The 17,132-nt window shown below is 33.7% G+C and carries 21 protein-coding genes and 1 tRNA gene; 4 read left to right on the plus strand and 18 right to left on the minus strand.

The genetic code is table 11. From position 1 onward, the window contains the following. Nucleotides 1-82: 82 nt before the first annotated feature. The 5 genes from GIY83_RS21730 to GIY83_RS21750 form a co-directional block, all read right to left on the minus strand. Nucleotides 83-454 carry a VOC family protein gene (locus GIY83_RS21730; RefSeq protein WP_208683418.1) on the minus strand — a complete coding sequence of 124 codons (372 nt, stop codon included), beginning with the start codon at nt 452-454 and terminating at the stop codon, nt 83-85. 199 nt (nt 455-653) lie between these two features. Then, on the minus strand, nt 654-1,685 hold the full coding sequence (locus tag GIY83_RS21735; protein ID WP_208683421.1) for an oxidoreductase: 1,032 nt from the start codon (nt 1,683-1,685) through the stop codon (nt 654-656). A 54-nt stretch (nt 1,686-1,739) separates the two neighbouring features. After that, a complete protein-coding gene (locus GIY83_RS21740) occupies nt 1,740-2,093 on the minus strand; it encodes a hypothetical protein (RefSeq protein WP_194617692.1) in 354 nt (117 codons plus the stop codon). 21 nt (nt 2,094-2,114) lie between these two features. Beyond that, nucleotides 2,115-2,711 carry a hypothetical protein gene (locus tag GIY83_RS21745; protein WP_208683422.1) on the minus strand — a complete coding sequence of 199 codons (597 nt, stop codon included), beginning with the start codon at nt 2,709-2,711 and terminating at the stop codon, nt 2,115-2,117. Continuing rightward, nucleotides 2,698-3,126 carry a hypothetical protein gene (locus GIY83_RS21750; RefSeq protein ID WP_229029150.1) on the minus strand — a complete coding sequence of 143 codons (429 nt, stop codon included), beginning with the start codon at nt 3,124-3,126 and terminating at the stop codon, nt 2,698-2,700. The genes GIY83_RS21745 and GIY83_RS21750 overlap by 14 nt, the downstream gene beginning before the upstream one ends. Nucleotides 3,127-3,451: 325 nt before the next feature. Between GIY83_RS21750 and GIY83_RS21755 the strand changes: the two genes are divergently transcribed. Beyond that, the gene (locus tag GIY83_RS21755; protein WP_208687268.1) at nt 3,452-3,616 is read left to right on the plus strand and encodes a hypothetical protein; all 165 of its coding nucleotides are present in this window, start codon (nt 3,452-3,454) and stop codon (nt 3,614-3,616) included. Between the two features lie 81 nt (nt 3,617-3,697). On the opposite strand, the gene GIY83_RS21760 is transcribed toward GIY83_RS21755, so the two are convergent. From GIY83_RS21760 to GIY83_RS21775, 4 genes are all read right to left on the minus strand, one after another. Further along, the gene (locus GIY83_RS21760; RefSeq protein ID WP_194617696.1) at nt 3,698-4,105 is read right to left on the minus strand and encodes a hypothetical protein; all 408 of its coding nucleotides are present in this window, start codon (nt 4,103-4,105) and stop codon (nt 3,698-3,700) included. A gap of 214 nt (nt 4,106-4,319) precedes the next feature. Continuing rightward, nucleotides 4,320-5,690 carry a hypothetical protein gene (locus GIY83_RS21765; RefSeq protein ID WP_208683426.1) on the minus strand — a complete coding sequence of 457 codons (1,371 nt, stop codon included), beginning with the start codon at nt 5,688-5,690 and terminating at the stop codon, nt 4,320-4,322. Nucleotides 5,691-6,016: 326 nt separating this feature from the next. Beyond that, entirely contained in the window at nt 6,017-6,160 is a 144-nt protein-coding gene (locus tag GIY83_RS25025; protein WP_229029151.1) for a hypothetical protein, read from the minus strand. 171 nt (nt 6,161-6,331) lie between these two features. Continuing rightward, nucleotides 6,332-6,405 (minus strand) — tRNA-Ala (locus GIY83_RS21775). 106 nt (nt 6,406-6,511) lie between these two features. On the opposite strand from GIY83_RS21775, the gene GIY83_RS21780 reads away from it, so the two are divergent. From GIY83_RS21780 to GIY83_RS21790, 3 genes are all read left to right on the plus strand, one after another. Beyond that, the gene (locus tag GIY83_RS21780) at nt 6,512-7,276 is read left to right on the plus strand and encodes an enoyl-CoA hydratase/isomerase family protein (RefSeq protein WP_208683428.1); all 765 of its coding nucleotides are present in this window, start codon (nt 6,512-6,514) and stop codon (nt 7,274-7,276) included. Nucleotides 7,277-7,580: 304 nt separating this feature from the next. Further along, entirely contained in the window at nt 7,581-8,033 is a 453-nt protein-coding gene (locus GIY83_RS21785) for a 6-carboxytetrahydropterin synthase (RefSeq protein WP_194617700.1), read from the plus strand. Nucleotides 8,034-8,112: 79 nt separating this feature from the next. Continuing rightward, nucleotides 8,113-8,856, plus strand: coding sequence for a UDP-2,3-diacylglucosamine diphosphatase (locus tag GIY83_RS21790; protein ID WP_208683430.1), 744 nt, complete (start codon nt 8,113-8,115; stop codon nt 8,854-8,856). On the opposite strand, the gene GIY83_RS21795 is transcribed toward GIY83_RS21790, so the two are convergent. The 9 genes from GIY83_RS21795 to rsmI all read right to left on the minus strand — a co-directional run bounded on the left by GIY83_RS21795 (nt 8,857) and on the right by rsmI (nt 17,129). After that, the gene (locus tag GIY83_RS21795) at nt 8,857-10,065 is read right to left on the minus strand and encodes a cytochrome c3 family protein (RefSeq protein WP_208683432.1); all 1,209 of its coding nucleotides are present in this window, start codon (nt 10,063-10,065) and stop codon (nt 8,857-8,859) included. It lies immediately after the preceding gene. A gap of 83 nt (nt 10,066-10,148) precedes the next feature. Beyond that, nucleotides 10,149-10,505 carry a hypothetical protein gene (locus GIY83_RS21800; RefSeq protein WP_194617703.1) on the minus strand — a complete coding sequence of 119 codons (357 nt, stop codon included), beginning with the start codon at nt 10,503-10,505 and terminating at the stop codon, nt 10,149-10,151. Between the two features lie 115 nt (nt 10,506-10,620). Beyond that, the gene (locus GIY83_RS21805; protein WP_194617704.1) at nt 10,621-11,484 is read right to left on the minus strand and encodes a carboxypeptidase-like regulatory domain-containing protein; all 864 of its coding nucleotides are present in this window, start codon (nt 11,482-11,484) and stop codon (nt 10,621-10,623) included. A 46-nt stretch (nt 11,485-11,530) separates the two neighbouring features. Then, nucleotides 11,531-12,454 (minus strand): alpha/beta hydrolase, encoded by a 924-nt coding sequence (locus GIY83_RS21810; protein WP_208683434.1) that lies wholly within the window; start codon nt 12,452-12,454, stop codon nt 11,531-11,533. Nucleotides 12,455-12,457: 3 nt separating this feature from the next. Continuing rightward, nucleotides 12,458-13,738 carry an MFS transporter gene (locus GIY83_RS21815; protein ID WP_208683436.1) on the minus strand — a complete coding sequence of 427 codons (1,281 nt, stop codon included), beginning with the start codon at nt 13,736-13,738 and terminating at the stop codon, nt 12,458-12,460. Further along, nucleotides 13,728-15,428, minus strand: a complete 1,701-nt coding sequence (gene recJ / locus GIY83_RS21820; protein ID WP_208683438.1) for a single-stranded-DNA-specific exonuclease RecJ — start codon at nt 15,426-15,428, stop codon at nt 13,728-13,730. The genes GIY83_RS21815 and recJ overlap by 11 nt, the downstream gene beginning before the upstream one ends. A gap of 16 nt (nt 15,429-15,444) precedes the next feature. Then, nucleotides 15,445-15,939, minus strand: coding sequence for a hypothetical protein (locus GIY83_RS21825; protein WP_208683440.1), 495 nt, complete (start codon nt 15,937-15,939; stop codon nt 15,445-15,447). Between the two features lie 8 nt (nt 15,940-15,947). Further along, a complete protein-coding gene (locus GIY83_RS21830) occupies nt 15,948-16,292 on the minus strand; it encodes a HopJ type III effector protein (protein ID WP_194617709.1) in 345 nt (114 codons plus the stop codon). Between the two features lie 105 nt (nt 16,293-16,397). Continuing rightward, nucleotides 16,398-17,129: a 16S rRNA (cytidine(1402)-2'-O)-methyltransferase gene (gene rsmI, locus GIY83_RS21835; protein ID WP_194617710.1), complete on the minus strand. Its 732-nt coding sequence runs from the start codon at nt 17,127-17,129 to the stop codon at nt 16,398-16,400. Nucleotides 17,130-17,132 lie beyond the last annotated feature (3 nt).

Here is a 17,132-nt window from a genome sequence, read left to right on the forward strand (position 1 = left end):
TTTTTATATTGATAAATTTACTAGAATTTTCAATTTGCTTTACTCGATCGGGTTACAAATCTCCTCTATCGGGATTATTAAATCACCACTCCATAAAAACAATAAAATGATTGTCGGGATCTTTTAGAAAGAGCGCTTTTCCGCCAGGATAATCCCAAGGGCCTGAAAATGTACCGCGCGGTAATTTTTCGACGTCTGATTCATCGCTTTGCGGTAGCTGGTTTTTTATAAGGCGATTATAAATGTCATTTATATCTGCTTCGTTTATTTCGATATTTCCTTCGTTGGCAGGTTTTTGCAAAGTGCTTATTTTTAATTCGGAATGATCATCGATTGGTACAAAGAAAGTTTTTGCTTTGTTGGTAAAGGTTTTGTTGTTGAGATTAAAAACTTTTTGATAAAAATCAAATGAGACTTCTGGGTTTGAACAATAAAGCCAGAAAGAAATTTTCATAGAAATGTTTTTAAATAAAATTATTGGGTAATAAAACTAAAGAAAAGTTCTGATAAAAACTAAAACTCCTAATCTGAGCCCCGATGGAGGCAGTATCCTTTTTATCCGCTTTTTTGCCGATAAAAAGATATATCCGAGAGCGGGACAATTGGTCTTTTTTAAAACGTATCTTCTGCTCCTGATTTTTTAAATTATCAATTTAATGGCGGTTATCGCATTGAATATAAATGTCTTCGTTTGATTTGTCGATAAGCGAAATGGCAGGACATCCGAAAGATTCATATTGAAAGCCAAATACAACTGGCGCTTTGTTCTTAAAGAGTTTACCTGTATATTGATCATATGAGTCGTCTCCGTTTTCGCCGTTGAGTGGAGCGGGAGAGGTGCCTTCGCTTTGGCTGTAGAGCTTTTCGATTATGATTTCTTTGGTTTTCGAATAGGTTACTAAAAGGCGTCTGGCATAAATTATTTTATCACTATCGAGGTAGTCTTGTAAAAAATATTGATAAGTATCTGTCTTATATAAATACGTATTGCCAGCAACGGTGCTTTTTAAGATCTCACGATCTTCTTTTTTCATAGGTTTAGATGGATATTCTTTACCAGGGATTTTTTTCCAGACAATTGGTTTTAATGGTTCGTTTGCAAACGGATTTTCTTTGCCTGCATAAACGATCACATCAGAATAATAATCGCTAAAACCTTTTAAACTTTGTTTACTGATTTCAAACCCAATCATATAATAATATTTGGGATAAGGCCAGTCCTCTTCGGATGAATAACCGTTTAGCCATGCAGCGGCTTTAAGATTTTTTATGGCAAATGAAGCCAATTTGTTTTTGGCATAATCATAGACAAACAAAGAATCGGTTTCGGAAATATTGGTTTTAGATAAAAAACGATTTCTGTATTTTTTATCTAGGGTGAAATACTTTGCGGCCTTTTTTTCCATTTTTTCAATATTGGGCAAGGCAAGAGTGTCTGAAGCGGTATCGTCGAGAGGATAAATATCTGAAAGGGAAACAAAAGCTACATCGGTGCTGTCTCTGTAAGTAAGGGTAAATAAATTGATGCTTTCTTTTCTTGGTGCTTGTTCAGTTTCTACAGTATCATTTTGGGCTGCTGCGGTTTTGTCTGATTGTGGCTTGTTGTTTTTAGTTTCTTTCTTATCGTTGCAGGACAAGAGGAAAAGAAATGAAGCACTTAGAATTGCAGGTATTTTAAGATTCATAAAATGTGATTGGGTTTAAAGTTGATTTTATAGGATAGAAAAAGTGCAAATCTTCTATTTTGAAATTACAATTAGAAAAAATACGAATGAGAGTATTAAGAGAACCAGTCCGATAATTAGCAATACATCGTCTTGTATGGTATCGATGCTTTTTTTTGCAAGATAAAAACGATGTAATAATAACCCAATTTCATAGCATAATAAAAAGGCTATTAAGGTCAATAGACCATACATTTTTGCTAATCCGCCGCTTCCGCTAAAGGCTCCTTCATGCGCAAACCAGCTAACAATGAGAACCAACGGAATAATTAATAATGACGATTTTATAAGCAGTGGACTGCCTTTCCAGAATAGTAATGCAATTAGTGCTAGTATGGGCAGTAATAACCAACGGAGTAATAGTGTCATATTGTTTTGTTTTTGTTCAATTCAATTGTTTTTTATTGATGAGACTTCGCCTGTATTTTTATTGAAGGTAATGGTTTTGTTTGGTCCTCCATAAAATAAGGTAAGGGTAAGTGTGCTGTCGGTTTCGTGATTAAAGATGATATCTTTTGCTGTTCTGATTTTTATATTTAGATCATCGTTCATAAGTTGATAATCTGTGCTTTTTAATATTCTTTTTTCAAAAAGACCGTGTTTTTCTATTACTTCAAGCCATGGTGGCGCCATTGCACTATAACTTACAATTTGTGCCCTGTAATTTTCATTTAGATTTTTATCTATCCTTAATCCTAATGATGTGGTCGAAAGGATCCATGCGTAAAAAGGCATCATTAGCGGTAAAATACTGAGTATGATGGCTAATATAATTCCGCCCAAAAGTAATTTTGCCATAATTTTTTTCCAAAATATCACAATCACCACAAAGTTGGTCAAAAACCACAGCCAATACAGAACCACATCGCTGTAATAGCCTCGTAAGCTAATAAGTTTATAATAATACAACAGGCAATCTGTTGCCAGAAGCAAAGTAAGAATGAGATAAACTCTTAAAACTATCGTAGATTTTTTATTTTGGTTCATGACTTTTTAAGATATAATTTAAACCAAATATTGTGGGAATTGATAAAACCAAAACAGGCAAAATTGAAACCGAAAGGATGTAATGAAGTTCTTCGTTGAAACGATAAGTACTCCAAGACGATTCGCGATCGACAAAAACGGTATAATTCCAGAAAAACCAAACTGGAATTAAGAATATGAATTGAATTGTGACTTTAAAATATATGTTTTTAATCAGGGAAAGAAAAAGAAATAAAATTGTCAGGAAGATCGTTGTAAACAGCGACATCAGATAAGCATCATCAAAAAATGAAGCGTCGGGATTGCCACTTGACATTCGTCCGGAAAATTCGCCAACAGCCCAGTAAATCTCTAAAAAGGTACTTATGAAGAATATTAGTCCAATTGATAAAGTTTTTTTTAGATTTTTAAGCATTTTGTTTATTTGGAGCATGTTTGGTGTTTTATTTTTTGATTGGAAATTTGAAAAGGCTCAGGACAAAGATCCTTTTATAAAATTTAAATATAAAAAAGATTTCTGACAAAAAAACAAAACTTCTAATCTAGAGCCCCGATGGAAACGGCATCCTTTTTATTCGCTTTTTTGCGGATAAAAAGATATAGTGTGCAGCGGGACAATTGGTGTTTTGAAAACAAAACTTTTGCTCCTGATTTTTATAACGCTAAGACTTAACCTTTTGGTAATATTCTATAAGTTTAAAATCTTAACTTTAATAAAAAAATAAAGTCATGGAAATCAATTGGGTATAATAGGAATTGTAGTTGCAGTTGTAATTGTTTTAATTGTGTTTACTACAAAAAAGAACCAGAAAGAGAAAAAGAAACTAACAGACTTGTTGAATAATGATTTTAAGAAACCTGAAGAAGATGAACCGAATTTTGATGATGCGGCAAATGAAAAGTAACAAATAGTGATCTGAATAAAATCTAAAAAACCTTGTAGAATGTGCCCTACAAGGGTTTTTAAGTTTTAATTATTGAAATAATTAAAGTTTTGTAAATGTTCCCGTAAAGAAACCTGAAACATCGATTTGTCTTTGAGATATTTGAATAATAGTAAATTTCATTCGGTAATCGATATTGTAATTGTATTTTAAACTGTAGTAATTAGCGTAGGCAGTTTCCTGAATATTTGGATTTCCAAAATGCTCTTCGTAATAAGCGATCTCTTCGTTGGCAGAATAAATAGGATTTCCGTATTCGTTAAAAATTACATTATTTGATGTGAATGTTATTTTGTCACCCTGAATGTTAGTCCATGTTCCCAATAACCAAGTTGGAGGATCGAAATATATGTAAGTAATATCGTTGAACTGGTCTTCTTCATGAATTGTGTCATCTTTAGAACAAGAAGTAATAAAGATTAAAGCAAATAATAAAATTAGTTTTTTCATGTCTTATTTATTTTAAACAAATAAATGAAGATGAAATCTATAAAAGAGAATGTAAAGGTTTTGATTGTAATAGTTTACGACAATTTACAAAAATAGTAAAGAGATAAGGGAACAAAAAAGTATTGATTTTCTAAAATGTTTCAAGAACCAATTGATAGCTGGTTCTTGATTTCTTGATTTTAGAATTTTGTATAACGGTTGGGCTTATTAATCTTTATTTTATGGATTTAAAAAGCGTTTCAATTGTCGATGTTTTTTGGTTGAGGACAATCAATTGACTTTTATCATTTAATAAAATCATGTTTGCAAATTCCTTGTTGGCGTTAACTTTCCAGTTTTTTAATTCTGGAAATTCACGTTTTAACAATTTTATCTTTTCGGTACTATTTTTTGAAATGATAACCACTTTTGAGAGCGATGTTTTTTTCATTTTTTCAATACTATTTTCTGTAATTTCATATTCTCCTTCGGTTCTGGAACGATAACGGTACAATTTTCTTATGGCATTTATGTCTTCGATATTTTCAGTAAGGACATAACGATAACTCATTATATTATCAAGTTCATTTATCCAGTTTGGGAAGTTGGTTTCATAAAGATTGATGTAGTGGTCAATGAAATTTTTATCCATTGGTTTCTTTTGATCAATATATTCTGTAACCAATGGGTAAATTTGTTTTGCCATCAGGTTAATATATTTTTTATTATACCAATCCCCAGAATCAATTTGTCCATCTAATTTTCCGTAAACATAGCCATTTCCTAATGCTGTTGCCAAAGCTTCATTCATGAGTTGATAGGCATAATTACTGCATTTTGATTTGCTTTCTTTAAAATAGCGATCAATTTCTGTTTTTACTTCAAGCGATTGTTCGTCGTAAATGATATGATAGGTTTCGTGAAGCATGACACTAAATAAATCTTTATGCGATTTTAAGTCTGTTTGTACGGCGCTTATAAAATTGTTGCAAAATGCCTGTGCTGTAAATCCTTGAGAATTTGGCAGCGGATAAAAAGCTATTTCGAAAGGAATTGAATTGTCCCAACCTGAATTATAAAATAATAAGCCCATTTGAAAATAATTTTCGATAGTATGATCGTTCGAATATTTTATTATTTCCCCGACTTGCTTTTCGAATTTTTCTTTATTTGGGTTGTAGATTAGTTCGTTGTAAATTGGCGTAAATTCTAAAATGGCTTCGGCAAATTCACTCAATGTTTTACTAGGAATAAACCCGATGGAACGAACTTTAAAATCTGTTAGATTATTGGTTTCAATGAGGTTTTTTTGTACGAGATCTTCTGTTTGCATGGTCTTTTTTGAGCCAAAAGGATATTCGTCAAACCGATAACTGTAATAAATATTTAATTTGTCAAAGTTTGAAATGATCGTTTTATATTTCTCTATGTTGTATTTTGACTTTTGGAATTCAGTTTTGAAAACATTTTCAGGATAATTTTCAGAAAGATTTTGTAGAAAAACAAAAACAGCTAACTGTTCAGAATATTTAATTTTAAAAGTTGCTTTTTGTGCAAATGCTAATGTCGTTAAAAATAAAAGTGAGAGTAAAAATTTATTTTTCATTCGGTTTGTTTTGGTTTATGTTTTTGGTTGTGTGTTTTGTAAATGAAGCAAAATGTTTTCTTATGCTAAATTTTATGCTGCTTACTGTAAAATATAGACGAATTGTTTAAAGAATTGTTACAGAGGTTAAATTAAGATAATTTGATGAAACGTAAGAAGTTAAATTTTATCTTTTATAAAACAGGCCTGAGTTTTATTTTGGAGAGGATTTAATAGAAATAAAAAAGTCTATAAATACTAAGATTTATAGACTTGATAATTTTTGTGGAGAATATCGTCCCGATTCATCGGGAGAACCGGTCACCTTCCCGATGCATCGGGATACTCTAGCCTTTTGTTGTATTAAGGTTTAGATGTATTTCCTGCTTTTCATTTTTTTTAATTTGTAATTCTCTTTTGCAGGCTTCGCTTCGAGTCGGGAAAGTTTCAAAATGTTTTAATTCCCAGTCTTTAGCGATTTTGGTAAACATACTTCTGCTGTTTAAATGATCTTGCAGGCGTTGTTCAGTATTTTGACAGATCCAATATAATATTTATTAAGTGTAGCTGAGAATAAGATATAAGCGTAAAACATAGTTTCTATAAATGAAAATACCCAAGCATAAAGATATGTTTGGGTATTTTTTTTTGTGAAATATTTGTGGAGAATATCGGATTCGAACCGATCACCTCTTGCCTGCCAGGCAAGCGCTCTAGCCAAATGAGCTAATCCCCCAAAGCGATAGCAAATAAAGTCAATTAATTTTCAAAAAACAAATTTCAAATCGCGTTCAGGCAAAATTATTTTTCAAAACCGTAACTTTACGATCAAATCTATTTTTATGAGTTCAGAAAATCAAAACGGTTCTTTACAAACTATTTCCAATAATGTAGTTGCAACAGTACAATTTGGTCATCCGGCGAGTAATTCTTTTCCAAGAGAATTGTTGGATCGATTAACAGCCGAAATCAATTCTTTAAGCCTTAACGAAACTGTTTCTGTTATTATTTTACAAAGCGAGGGATCCAGAGTGTTTTGTTCCGGTGCTTCTTTTGATGAGCTTCTACAAGTAGAAAATGAGGAGCAGGGAACAGAATTTTTCTCTGGTTTTGCACATTTGCTAAATGCCATGCGCAATTGTTCTAAACTCATTATTGGCCGTGTTCAGGGAAAAGCTGTTGGCGGTGGTGTCGGCATTATATCGGCTTGCGATTATGTTTTGGCAACTCCTGAAAGCGCTGTAAAATTATCAGAATTAGCGATTGGTATTGGTCCGTTTGTGATTGAGCCTGCCGTTTCACGCAAAATAGGAAAAGCTGCAATGGCCGAAATGACTTTGGCAGCGCATGAATGGAAATCGGCAGAGTGGGCATTAACTAATAAATTATTTTCTGAGATTCATAATGCAGAAAATCTGGATACTGCTGTTGCAGACTTTGCTCAAAAATTGAGTTCTTACAATCCTGAAGCTTTACAAGAAATGAAAAGAATTATTTGGGAAGGAACGGAGCATTGGGAATCTTTATTGATCGAACGTGCCTCGATTACCGGGAAATTGGTTTTATCTGATTTTTCGAGAAAGGCTTTAACGCAATTTAAAAAATAGAATTCCAAATAGGAAATTCCAAATTCCAATAGTATTGAGTTCGCTATTGGAATTTGGGATTTAAATATTGGAATTTTTTAGCTTAAAATTATCAATATGTATATCATTTCATTATTTCAGCACGTAGATGTTGCATAGAAAATAAAAACCGCTCCTGATGGCAGTTATCAGATAGGAGTTATCATCGGATCGTTTATTCCTTTCGTCGTTTTAATAGGAATTGCGTATTGGATGTATAACAGAGCTAAAAAAAGAGATGAAAACGGTTATTAATTTGTAAATTTGCAACCTAAAATTCAAATCGATGAGTAATATCAGAATTACAAAGCAATTTAGTTTCGAAACCGGGCATGCTTTGTACGGTTACGATGGAAAATGCAAAAACGTTCACGGGCACAGTTATAAATTATCGGTAACGGTTATTGGTTCGCCAATCACGGATCGATCGAATGTAAAATTCGGAATGGTAATTGATTTTTCGGACTTAAAGAAAATTGTAAAAGAAGAAATCGTCGATCAGTTTGATCATGCAACGGTTTTTAACGAAACTACGCCGCATATCGAATTGGCTAATGAATTGAAAAATCGTGGTCATCACGTAATTTTAGTAGATTATCAGCCAACAAGCGAAAACATGGTGGTTGATTTTGCAGATAGAATCATTGCGCGTTTGCCAAAAGAAATCTCTCTTTTCTCTCTTAAACTTCAGGAAACAGAATCATCGTTTGCAGAATGGTATGCAAGTGATAATGTTTAGAAATTCCAATTTTTTTAAATTCCAAATTCCAAGTTAAGAAACCTAACTCATAACTCGTAATTCCTAACTCATAACTTCAATGAAGAAAGTATATTTCGCTTCTGATCAGCATTTTGGTGCTCCAACGCCTGAGTTGAGTTTGCCGCGTGAACAAAAATTTGTGGCCTGGCTGGATGAGGTGAAACAGGATGCGGAAGCTATTTTTTTATTAGGTGATTTATTCGATTTTTGGTTCGAATATAAAACAGTTGTTCCAAAGGGTTTTGTACGCGTTCTGGGCAAATTGGCTGAAATTCGTGATAGCGGAATCCCGATTTATTTTTTCGTGGGAAATCACGATTTATGGATGAACGATTACTTTCAAACTGAATTGAATATTCCGGTGTATCATGATAATAAGGAATTTACTTTTAACGGAAAAACATTCCTGATTGGTCACGGTGACGGAAAAGGTCCCGGCGATAAAGGATATAAGCGGATGAAAAAGGTATTTACAAATCCGTTTTCGAAATGGCTTTTCCGTTGGTTACATCCCGATGTTGGCGTAAGTTTAGCCCAATATTTATCAGTTAAAAACAAATTGATTTCTGGTGCCGAAGATGTAAAATTTTTAGGCGAGGAGAACGAATGGCTGGTTTTATACGCCAAACGCAAACTCGAAACCCAACATTATAATTATTTTATTTTCGGACACCGTCATTTACCTATGATAATAGAAGTAGGACAAGATGCCAAATATGTAAATCTGGGCGACTGGATTGGTTATTTTACTTATGGAGTTTTTGACGGAGACACTTTTGAACTTAAAAAATTCGGGGAATAACTATTTTTTATTGCCTGAATAAATCCCGATTTTGTGTGTTCTTAAAATATAATTTGACATTTCTTTGCTGTTCGAAATTTGAAATTTAATAGCATTAGACATCTTCTTAGGCATATGGCATTCTACACAATTATTAGCCAGTAAACTTCCTGACATTGTTTTTAGCGTTGTTGCATTGTGTTTTAAATCCTGATGACAGCTCACGCAAATTTTAGAATAGGAGGCTAAATTTTTAGAAGCATTTTCATGTGGATTATGGCAGGTAATGCAATCCATTTTTTCGCTTTTGATGAAACATTTGCTTTGTGACATTAAGCGAAATTGATTTCCATGTACGTCAAATGTTGTGTCGTTAGGATTTCTGGTACTTCTGTAAAATTCAGATAAATTATCTCCGGGCTTAAAATCAAAACGGGATTTCATTTTCATTCCGTCATTTCCGGAATGACAAAGCGCACAAGCATCTAACTTTTGTTGTCTGTTTAATGTTTTATAGCTTACAATGCTGTTGGCTACTTTTATGTTTGGATTTTTCAGATGAAAATCAGCATGTTTTTTAGCAGGTCCGTGGCAACGTTCACAATCAATTCCGTAAACAATTGTTTTTTTATCAATTACATCTTCAACTTCTGCAGATAGAAAATTTACCTCTTCAGGGTTCTGATTTACACTTCTGCTCCTTATGTTCGAACTATGACAGGCATAGCAATCTTTTACAACCTTTCGGTCAAAATAAGGTTTATCAGCTGGAAATCCCGGACTTGTTGCCCAGCTATTTATAGCGTTATAATAAGAAAGTGGTAATTCGTAGGTATTGTTGTCTCGCCAATAAACCGATGTTTGCGCATTCTTAGTGCCAAAAACTATTTCAAAGCGATGTGCCTGAACTTCCTTTCCGTTTTTATATAAAACCTGATATAAACTGTCATTGCGTTTTTCCATGACCAGTTTAGTGTCTTTGTCGTAAATAAAAGTGTGATTTTTTTCGTCGAAATCGCCCAGAACATTTCCTGAAATGGCAGGTGCAGTTGCTTTAAAGTGAGCACTTTTTAAAGCCATATCGTATTGTGTCTTATGGCATTGAATACAGCTTTCTGAACCCGCGTAATCAGGACCTCGCGGATCAATATATTCGTCGGATTCATTATTGCAGTTCGAAAAGAAAACTGCCAAAACTATAAGGATAAAAAGTATTCTGGTTTTTTTCATTGCTGTAAATATACTTTTTTTTGAAGAAAATCAAAATATATTTCAATAATGAAAAAATGCTGTTAAAATATTTAGAATGTTTCTTAATTTAAGCCAACTCCATAAACATATTCGTCAAGCTCAATTCTGAATAAAGAACCTTCGACCAAATCTTTAATCGATTTTAATTCTTTTACAGAAACTGCTAAATCTATCGCTGCACACGGAGTTTTAAGTAGAAATTTGTGACATGAGTTTTTTAATTCACAAGCTTCACAACAAGCATTTTCAATCATGCTGTCCTCGATTAAATCACAAAAATAATTTAATTCCTGTACTGTAAAATAGAATCCTGTTTCCTTAAAAACCAATTGTATTTTATCAGTTATAATTTCGTTGTCCTTTTTCCAATAAAAGGCGATACCGAAGTTGTTGTGGTATAATTGTTCTATTTCTCTCATTATAAATTCCTTTATTTTAACAAATATAAATATTATTTATATTAATTCTAAATAAAAAAATCATAAAAAAGATTTTTTTTTGTTAATCGATAATTAGGGTATAAATTAAATGCTGCTATTGGCACATTGCGTTGAGGTAGAAAGTCAGACTCTGGGCGCTTTTGTACCAATTGCTCATGTTCTTTTCTCTGTAAAAACTGGTTTCGGTAGCTGACATGGCTGTCGAAATAGCAAAGAATTTGCTTTTTTCATTGGTTTTTACACTTTCAATCCATTGAATTGTTACGGCAACATCTCCCATTTCCTTATCAAGATAAATATCAAAAGGTTTTAAATCTAAAGTGTATAAACCCAGAAACCCATTTTTTACTTCAAAAATAATATCCTTATTCACAATGAGGTTGGTTGGCAGGTCGTTTTCTATTTTGTAAAAATTCAATCTGAATTTGACTGATTTGAATTCGTTTGTAGTAATATTAAAATTAAAATCACTCAACTTACAGTCTTTTTTGATTTTAAATTTCATTCCTTTTTCGCGGCTTAACCGGTCATCAACATCTTTATCAAGAGCATAGTAAAAATTAGAATGCATTAGTGAAAGGCCTTTGGCACTTCTGCCAAATTGTTTGGGTTTAGGCTGTTTGAACTTTATAACAACTTCCTTCAGCATGTTATCTGAAGGTTCTAAAAGGATCAGATTATTTTCTTGCTTTAATTGATTTACAATTATTTTTTTAGAATTATAACCCACGTGCGAGAATACAATGGTGTCATTAGCACCAACTTTATCGTTAAGTTTTAAATTGAAAATTCCCTTTGAACTTGAAACCGTTCCTGCATTTTTATTGTTGATGCCAATATTTACATATTCTAAAGTCGAATTAGTTTGGGAATCTTTTATTTCGCCGGAAATGGTTTTTTCCTGTGAGAATGAGTTAAAAGCAATCAGAAATAAAGGTAAAAGTTTCGTGAATTTCATTTAGAAAATTTCTTATAAAGAAATGAAAATCCATTAAAAACCAAACTTACTTTATCCAATTTTTAACATTTGAAAGAAACTCTTTTTGTTGGTCTACAAAGAGATAATGTGAGCAATTCTCCAATAAAGCAAAATGATTTTTACCGGCTAAATTCCTGATAGAATTAATTTGTTCTGTTGAAAACACACCATCTTGTTTGCCGTAAATCGCATAAATAGGAATGCCTTCGGCTTTTATTTTTTTTATAGATGATCTGGTGTCTATATTGTTTTTCTTTTCGTTTTGATAGAAAAGTAGGGGAGCATTTTTATTTCTATTGTTGGTTTTAAAAAAATCACTTGCATCATAATCAGCGTATAATTTTTTAGATTCTTCAGTTGGATGTGGCATTTTAAAGAAATTATTTTCACCCGCCAATTCAAAACATCCTTTTCGATATTCAGCCGAATTTTTATTAAGATTTTCTACAAGAGCCACTTTGTCGAGTTTGGCCAAATCATTCTTTTTGGTATATATTTTTTTAACCGAATCCAGAATATGATTATACGTTTCCTGCTGCGAAAATAAAGCTCCCGCAAGAATCAGGGCATTGATATTCTGAGGATATTTCTCAGCATATAAAGTCGCAACCAGTCCGCCAAAACTGTGAGAAAGAAGTGTGGCTTTTTTGAGATGGTACGTTTTATAAATAGAATTTAAATCCTCGAAAGCTTCTACATAAGTAAATGTAGCATTAGGGTCTGTAGATCTTCCTTCGCCTCTTCGATCGTAAGCAATGACAAAAAAGCCTTTCTTCGAAAGTTGTTCAGCAGTATTACTACCTTCAAAAAGTGTAGCATTGCCACTTGGACCGCCGTGAACAAAAATAATAGGTTTGTCATTTTTGTTTCCGTAGGTTTTGATGTAAAGTGTTTGGCTGCTAACGAAGAATGATATGGAAAGCAACGATAATAAAAATATTTTCTTCATTTGCTATTCCATGTTTTGATGATCTTCCATATCCTTATTAAGATCTAATTTTCTAAAGGTTGGCGATTTTAATGCCGTTACAATAACAGTCAAAAGTGTAACACTTCCTCCAAAAACAACAGAAGTTACAGTTCCCATTAATTTAGCCGTTGCACCACTTTCAAAAGCACCTAATTCATTAGAAGATCCAACAAAAATTGAGTTTACAGCACCAACTCGTCCGCGCATATGATCGGGAGTTTTAAGCTGTAAAATCGTTTGACGAATTACTACAGAAATTCCGTCAGCAAGTCCACTTAAAAATAAAGCAAAAACCGAAAGCCAGAATGACGTAGAAAGACCAAATAAAATTATCGATAATCCGAAAACAAATATGGCTATTAAAAGTTTCTTTCCTGCATTTTTATATAAAGGCACATAAGCAGAAACTAGCATGGTAATAAAAGCTCCTACTGCAGGAGCAGCTCTTAAAATACCAAAACCTTCAGCACCAACTTTTAAAATATCCTGAGCAAAAACAGGCAATAACGCAACAGCACCACCAAAAAGTACTGCAATCATATCAAGCGATAATGCACCTAAAACAATTTGGTTTTTAAACACGAAATTTAAGCCTTCTGCAAGACTATCTTTTATCGATTCTCCAATCTTTGGATTTGTGATGGGTTTTTTACTGATTTGTGATAAGGCAGTTAAAGAAAGAATTGAGAATCCAAAAACCAGACACATTGACCAGTGAACTCCAATCCAGTTAATTGAAAATCCAGCCAGCGCCGGCCCCATAACAGCTCCGATTTGCCAAACCGAACTACTCCATGTAGCCGCATTTGGATATGCTTTTTTAGGAATAATCAACGATAGAAGAGAGAAGATAGTTGGCCCAAGAAAAGCTCTAACCAATCCGCCTAAAAAAACTAATGTATAAATCGAATATAAAATAACTGTTGGAGATAAGTCGCCAACAACTTTTGGCCAGGTCAATAAAAACAATCCAAAACTAATTACAGAAAATCCCAGAATACATTTTACCAATAATCCTTTCTTTTCCTTTTGATCCACAATATGTCCGGCAAATAATGCCATACCAACAGCGGGAATAACTTCCATTAAACCAATAATTCCTAATGAAAGAGGATTTTTAGTTAAACTGTAAACTTCCCATTCGATCACGATAAATTGCATAGCCCAGGCAAAAACCATGGCAAAACGTAATATTAGAAATACATTAAATTCTCTGTAACGCAATGCCTGATAAGGATCTCGCTTGTTTGTTTTAGTTGTCATTTGTTCTAATGTCTTTAAGCATAAGTTGGGTAGAAACGCTGCCGTTCCATTCGTTTTCAGCCAATGAATACGCTAATTGAAAAGGATTTTGATTTTTTACGATGTTTATTTTTTTTCCAAGTCCAAAACCTATGGCGGCAATTCCGTCTGAATTGTTCTGTTTTATAAAAAGTCTCAAATGTTCGTCTTCTGAACCCAAAGTTTTGGCATAACCCGTGTCTTTTGCATCTTTGGTCATAAAAACAGGCGTCATATTCAAAGGGCCAAAAGGTTCAAATTGTTTTAAAATCCGAACAAGTTTTGGAGTAATGTCACTAAAATTAATTTCGGCATCGACTTCGATTTCCGGAGTTCGCATTTCGGGTAAAATGGTTTCCTCGACTTGTTTTTCGAAAGCGTCTTTAAATGTTTTATAGTTTTCGGCTTTGAGGGTCATTCCTGCAGCGTACATATGGCCTCCAAATTGTTCTAAATGTTGTGAACAGGCATCAAGGGCATTGTAAACATCAAATCCTTTTACAGATCTTGCAGAAGCGGCATATTTATCGCCGCTTTTTGTGAAAACCAAAGTGGGACGATAATAGGTTTCGATTAGCCTCGAAGCTACAATCCCGATCACGCCTTTGTGCCAGTCTTCCTGAAATACTACGGTCGAATATCGGTCTTCTTCCTGATTTTGTATAATTTGCTGAAAAGCTTCTTTGGTAATTTGTTTGTCCAGATCTTTTCGGTCAGAGTTGTATTGTTCTATTTCGGATGCGAATTGTTGTGCTTGTTCGAAATTAAATTCCGTCAATAATTCAACCGCATGATTTCCGTGTTTGATTCTTCCGGCAGCATTTATTCTTGGTGAAACAATAAAAACAACATCAGTAATATCCAATGTTTTCTTTTTGACCTGATGTACCAGAGCTTTAATTCCCGGTCTCGGATCTGAGTTGATAACCTGCAATCCAAAATAAGCCAAAACTCTGTTTTCACCTGTAATCGGTACAATATCGGCCGCAATTGCTGTGGCAACTAAATCCAGATACGGAACTAAATCTTCTATTGTTTCGTTTCTGTTTGTTCCTAAAGCCTGAATCAATTTAAAACCGACTCCGCAACCGCACAATTCATCATAAGGATAGAAGCAATCTTCTCTTTTTGGATCCAGAATCGCAACCGCATCCGGAAGAAATTCTCCGGGTCTGTGGTGATCACAAATAATAAAATCGATGTTTTTTTCTTTCGCGTAGGCGATATGATCGATTGATTTTATGCCGCAGTCTAAAGCAATGATTAGCGAAAAACCGTTATCATCGGCAAAGTCAATTCCTTTAAAAGAAATTCCGTAACCCTCGGCATAACGATCCGGAATATAAGTGGCAATATTAGGATAATGCGATTTTAAATAAGCCGAAACCAAAGAAACGGCCGTTGTTCCGTCGACATCATAATCGCCAAAAACCAAGATGTTTTCCTGATTTTCGATGGCCAATTCTATTCGGGCAACCGCTTTGTCCATGTCTTTCATCAAGAACGGATCATGGAGATGTTCTAACGAAGGGCGAAAGAAATTTTTGGCATCTTCGAAAGTTTCAATGCCACGCTGAATCAAAAGGGTTGCTACAAAATCTTCTACATTCAGGGCTTGCGCCAAATGTTTGACTTTATCTTCAGAAGGTTTTGTTTTTAATGTCCAACGCATTTTTTTATTGTAGATTTTATAGTGTTGATTTTAGATTATCGAAACTGCTATTTATTAAAATTAATAAATCCTCAGGGTTTTTATTTTGACTTTTGAAATTATAAAACTCATTATTCATCGATTTGTCTATTGCTTTTCCGTTGCTGATTTTAATTAAATACGGATAGCCTTTTCGGTCAGAAACGGAAGCTGCCATATGAGAAATGTATTCTTGAATGTATTTAGATCTTAAAATTTTACCTTCCAAAAAAACAGGTTCAATATCACCTGAAAGATTTGGTATTATATTTTTTTCAATATAGTGATGGTTATTTTTTCGATTGGTGTAGCAAAAGAATTTCTTTCCTTCAATGGATAATAAATAATTATGATATCTTTTTTTGAACCGTTTTCTTTGAAAAAAATCAAAGGCTAAATAAACTAAAATTATAGGAAGAAATAATACAGGTAAAAGAATGCCAATTATAAGCAGAAATAGTATAGTTGGGATTTCTTTTAATGTTTCCTTCATTTATAACTTTATTTCAGTTCCAAAGCATTTCCTTCAAATTTAATTCCGTCCCAGCCTAGATTGATGAAATTTCTAATGTTTTGGTGATTCGTTCCGTTTGGGTCTCCTAAAACTTCTTCGAAATAAAAAGCGCCAAAACAGGCTAACGTTTCTTCTTTTGTCAAGTTTTGCAATTTCGCAAAAGAAAACAATTTACAAGAACCAGAATTTTCTCCGGCTGCATTATGCTGCGTCCCGTTTTGGAAAGCGGTTGGAGTAAAATTGTAATTTTCCTCGATTACTGCAATAGTTTCCGGGAATGTTATTTCGTTTGGAGTTTGTTTTACTTTTTCTAAAAAGGCTTGTATGCTCATGTTGTTGGATATTAGTTTTTTTTCCACGAATTTCACGAATTGAACACGAATTTTAATTTAAGTTCGAGCTCTAATTCGGGAAATTAGTGAAATTCGTGGCGAAAATTATTCTTTTTCTGTTTCTTCTTCATCCTTAGAAAATTTACTTTTCTTCGGTTCTTTTGTTATTGTTTTTCCGGCAACGACTACGACAATTTCACCGCGTGGCGCTGTTTTTTCAAAATGAGTTAAAACTTCTCTCGCGGTTCCGCGTACGTTTTCTTCGTGTAGTTTTGATAATTCTCGTGAAACGCAAACTTGTCTGTCTTCGCCAAAATATTGGATAAACTCAGCCAAAGTCTTAACGAGTTTATGTGGCGAAACGTATAAAATCATCGTTCTTGTTTCTTCGGCTAAAGCCAAAAAACGAGTCTGACGTCCTTTTTTATCAGGCAGGAAACCTTCAAAAATAAACTTGTCATTTGGTAGTCCGCTGTTGACCAATGCAGGAACAAAAGCAGTTGCACCAGGCAAACATTCGACTTCGATTTTATTTTCGACACAAGCGCGTGTCAATAAAAAACCCGGATCTGAAATTGCCGGAGTTCCTGCATCCGAAATCAAGGCAATAGTTTCGCCGGCTTTCAAACGTGCAATCAAATTCTCGGTAGTTTTATGCTCGTTGTGCATATGATGGCTGTGCATGTGCGTGCCAATTTCAAAATGTTTCAACAATTTTCCACTCGTTCTGGTGTCTTCCGCCAGGATCAAATCGACTTCTTTCAGAATCCTGATAGCACGAAAAGTCATGTCTTCAAGATTGCCAATAGGCGTTGGAACGATATATAATTTAGACATAAT

The organism is Flavobacterium sp. SLB02, from assembly GCF_009664855.1.
Classification (GTDB): domain Bacteria; phylum Bacteroidota; class Bacteroidia; order Flavobacteriales; family Flavobacteriaceae; genus Flavobacterium.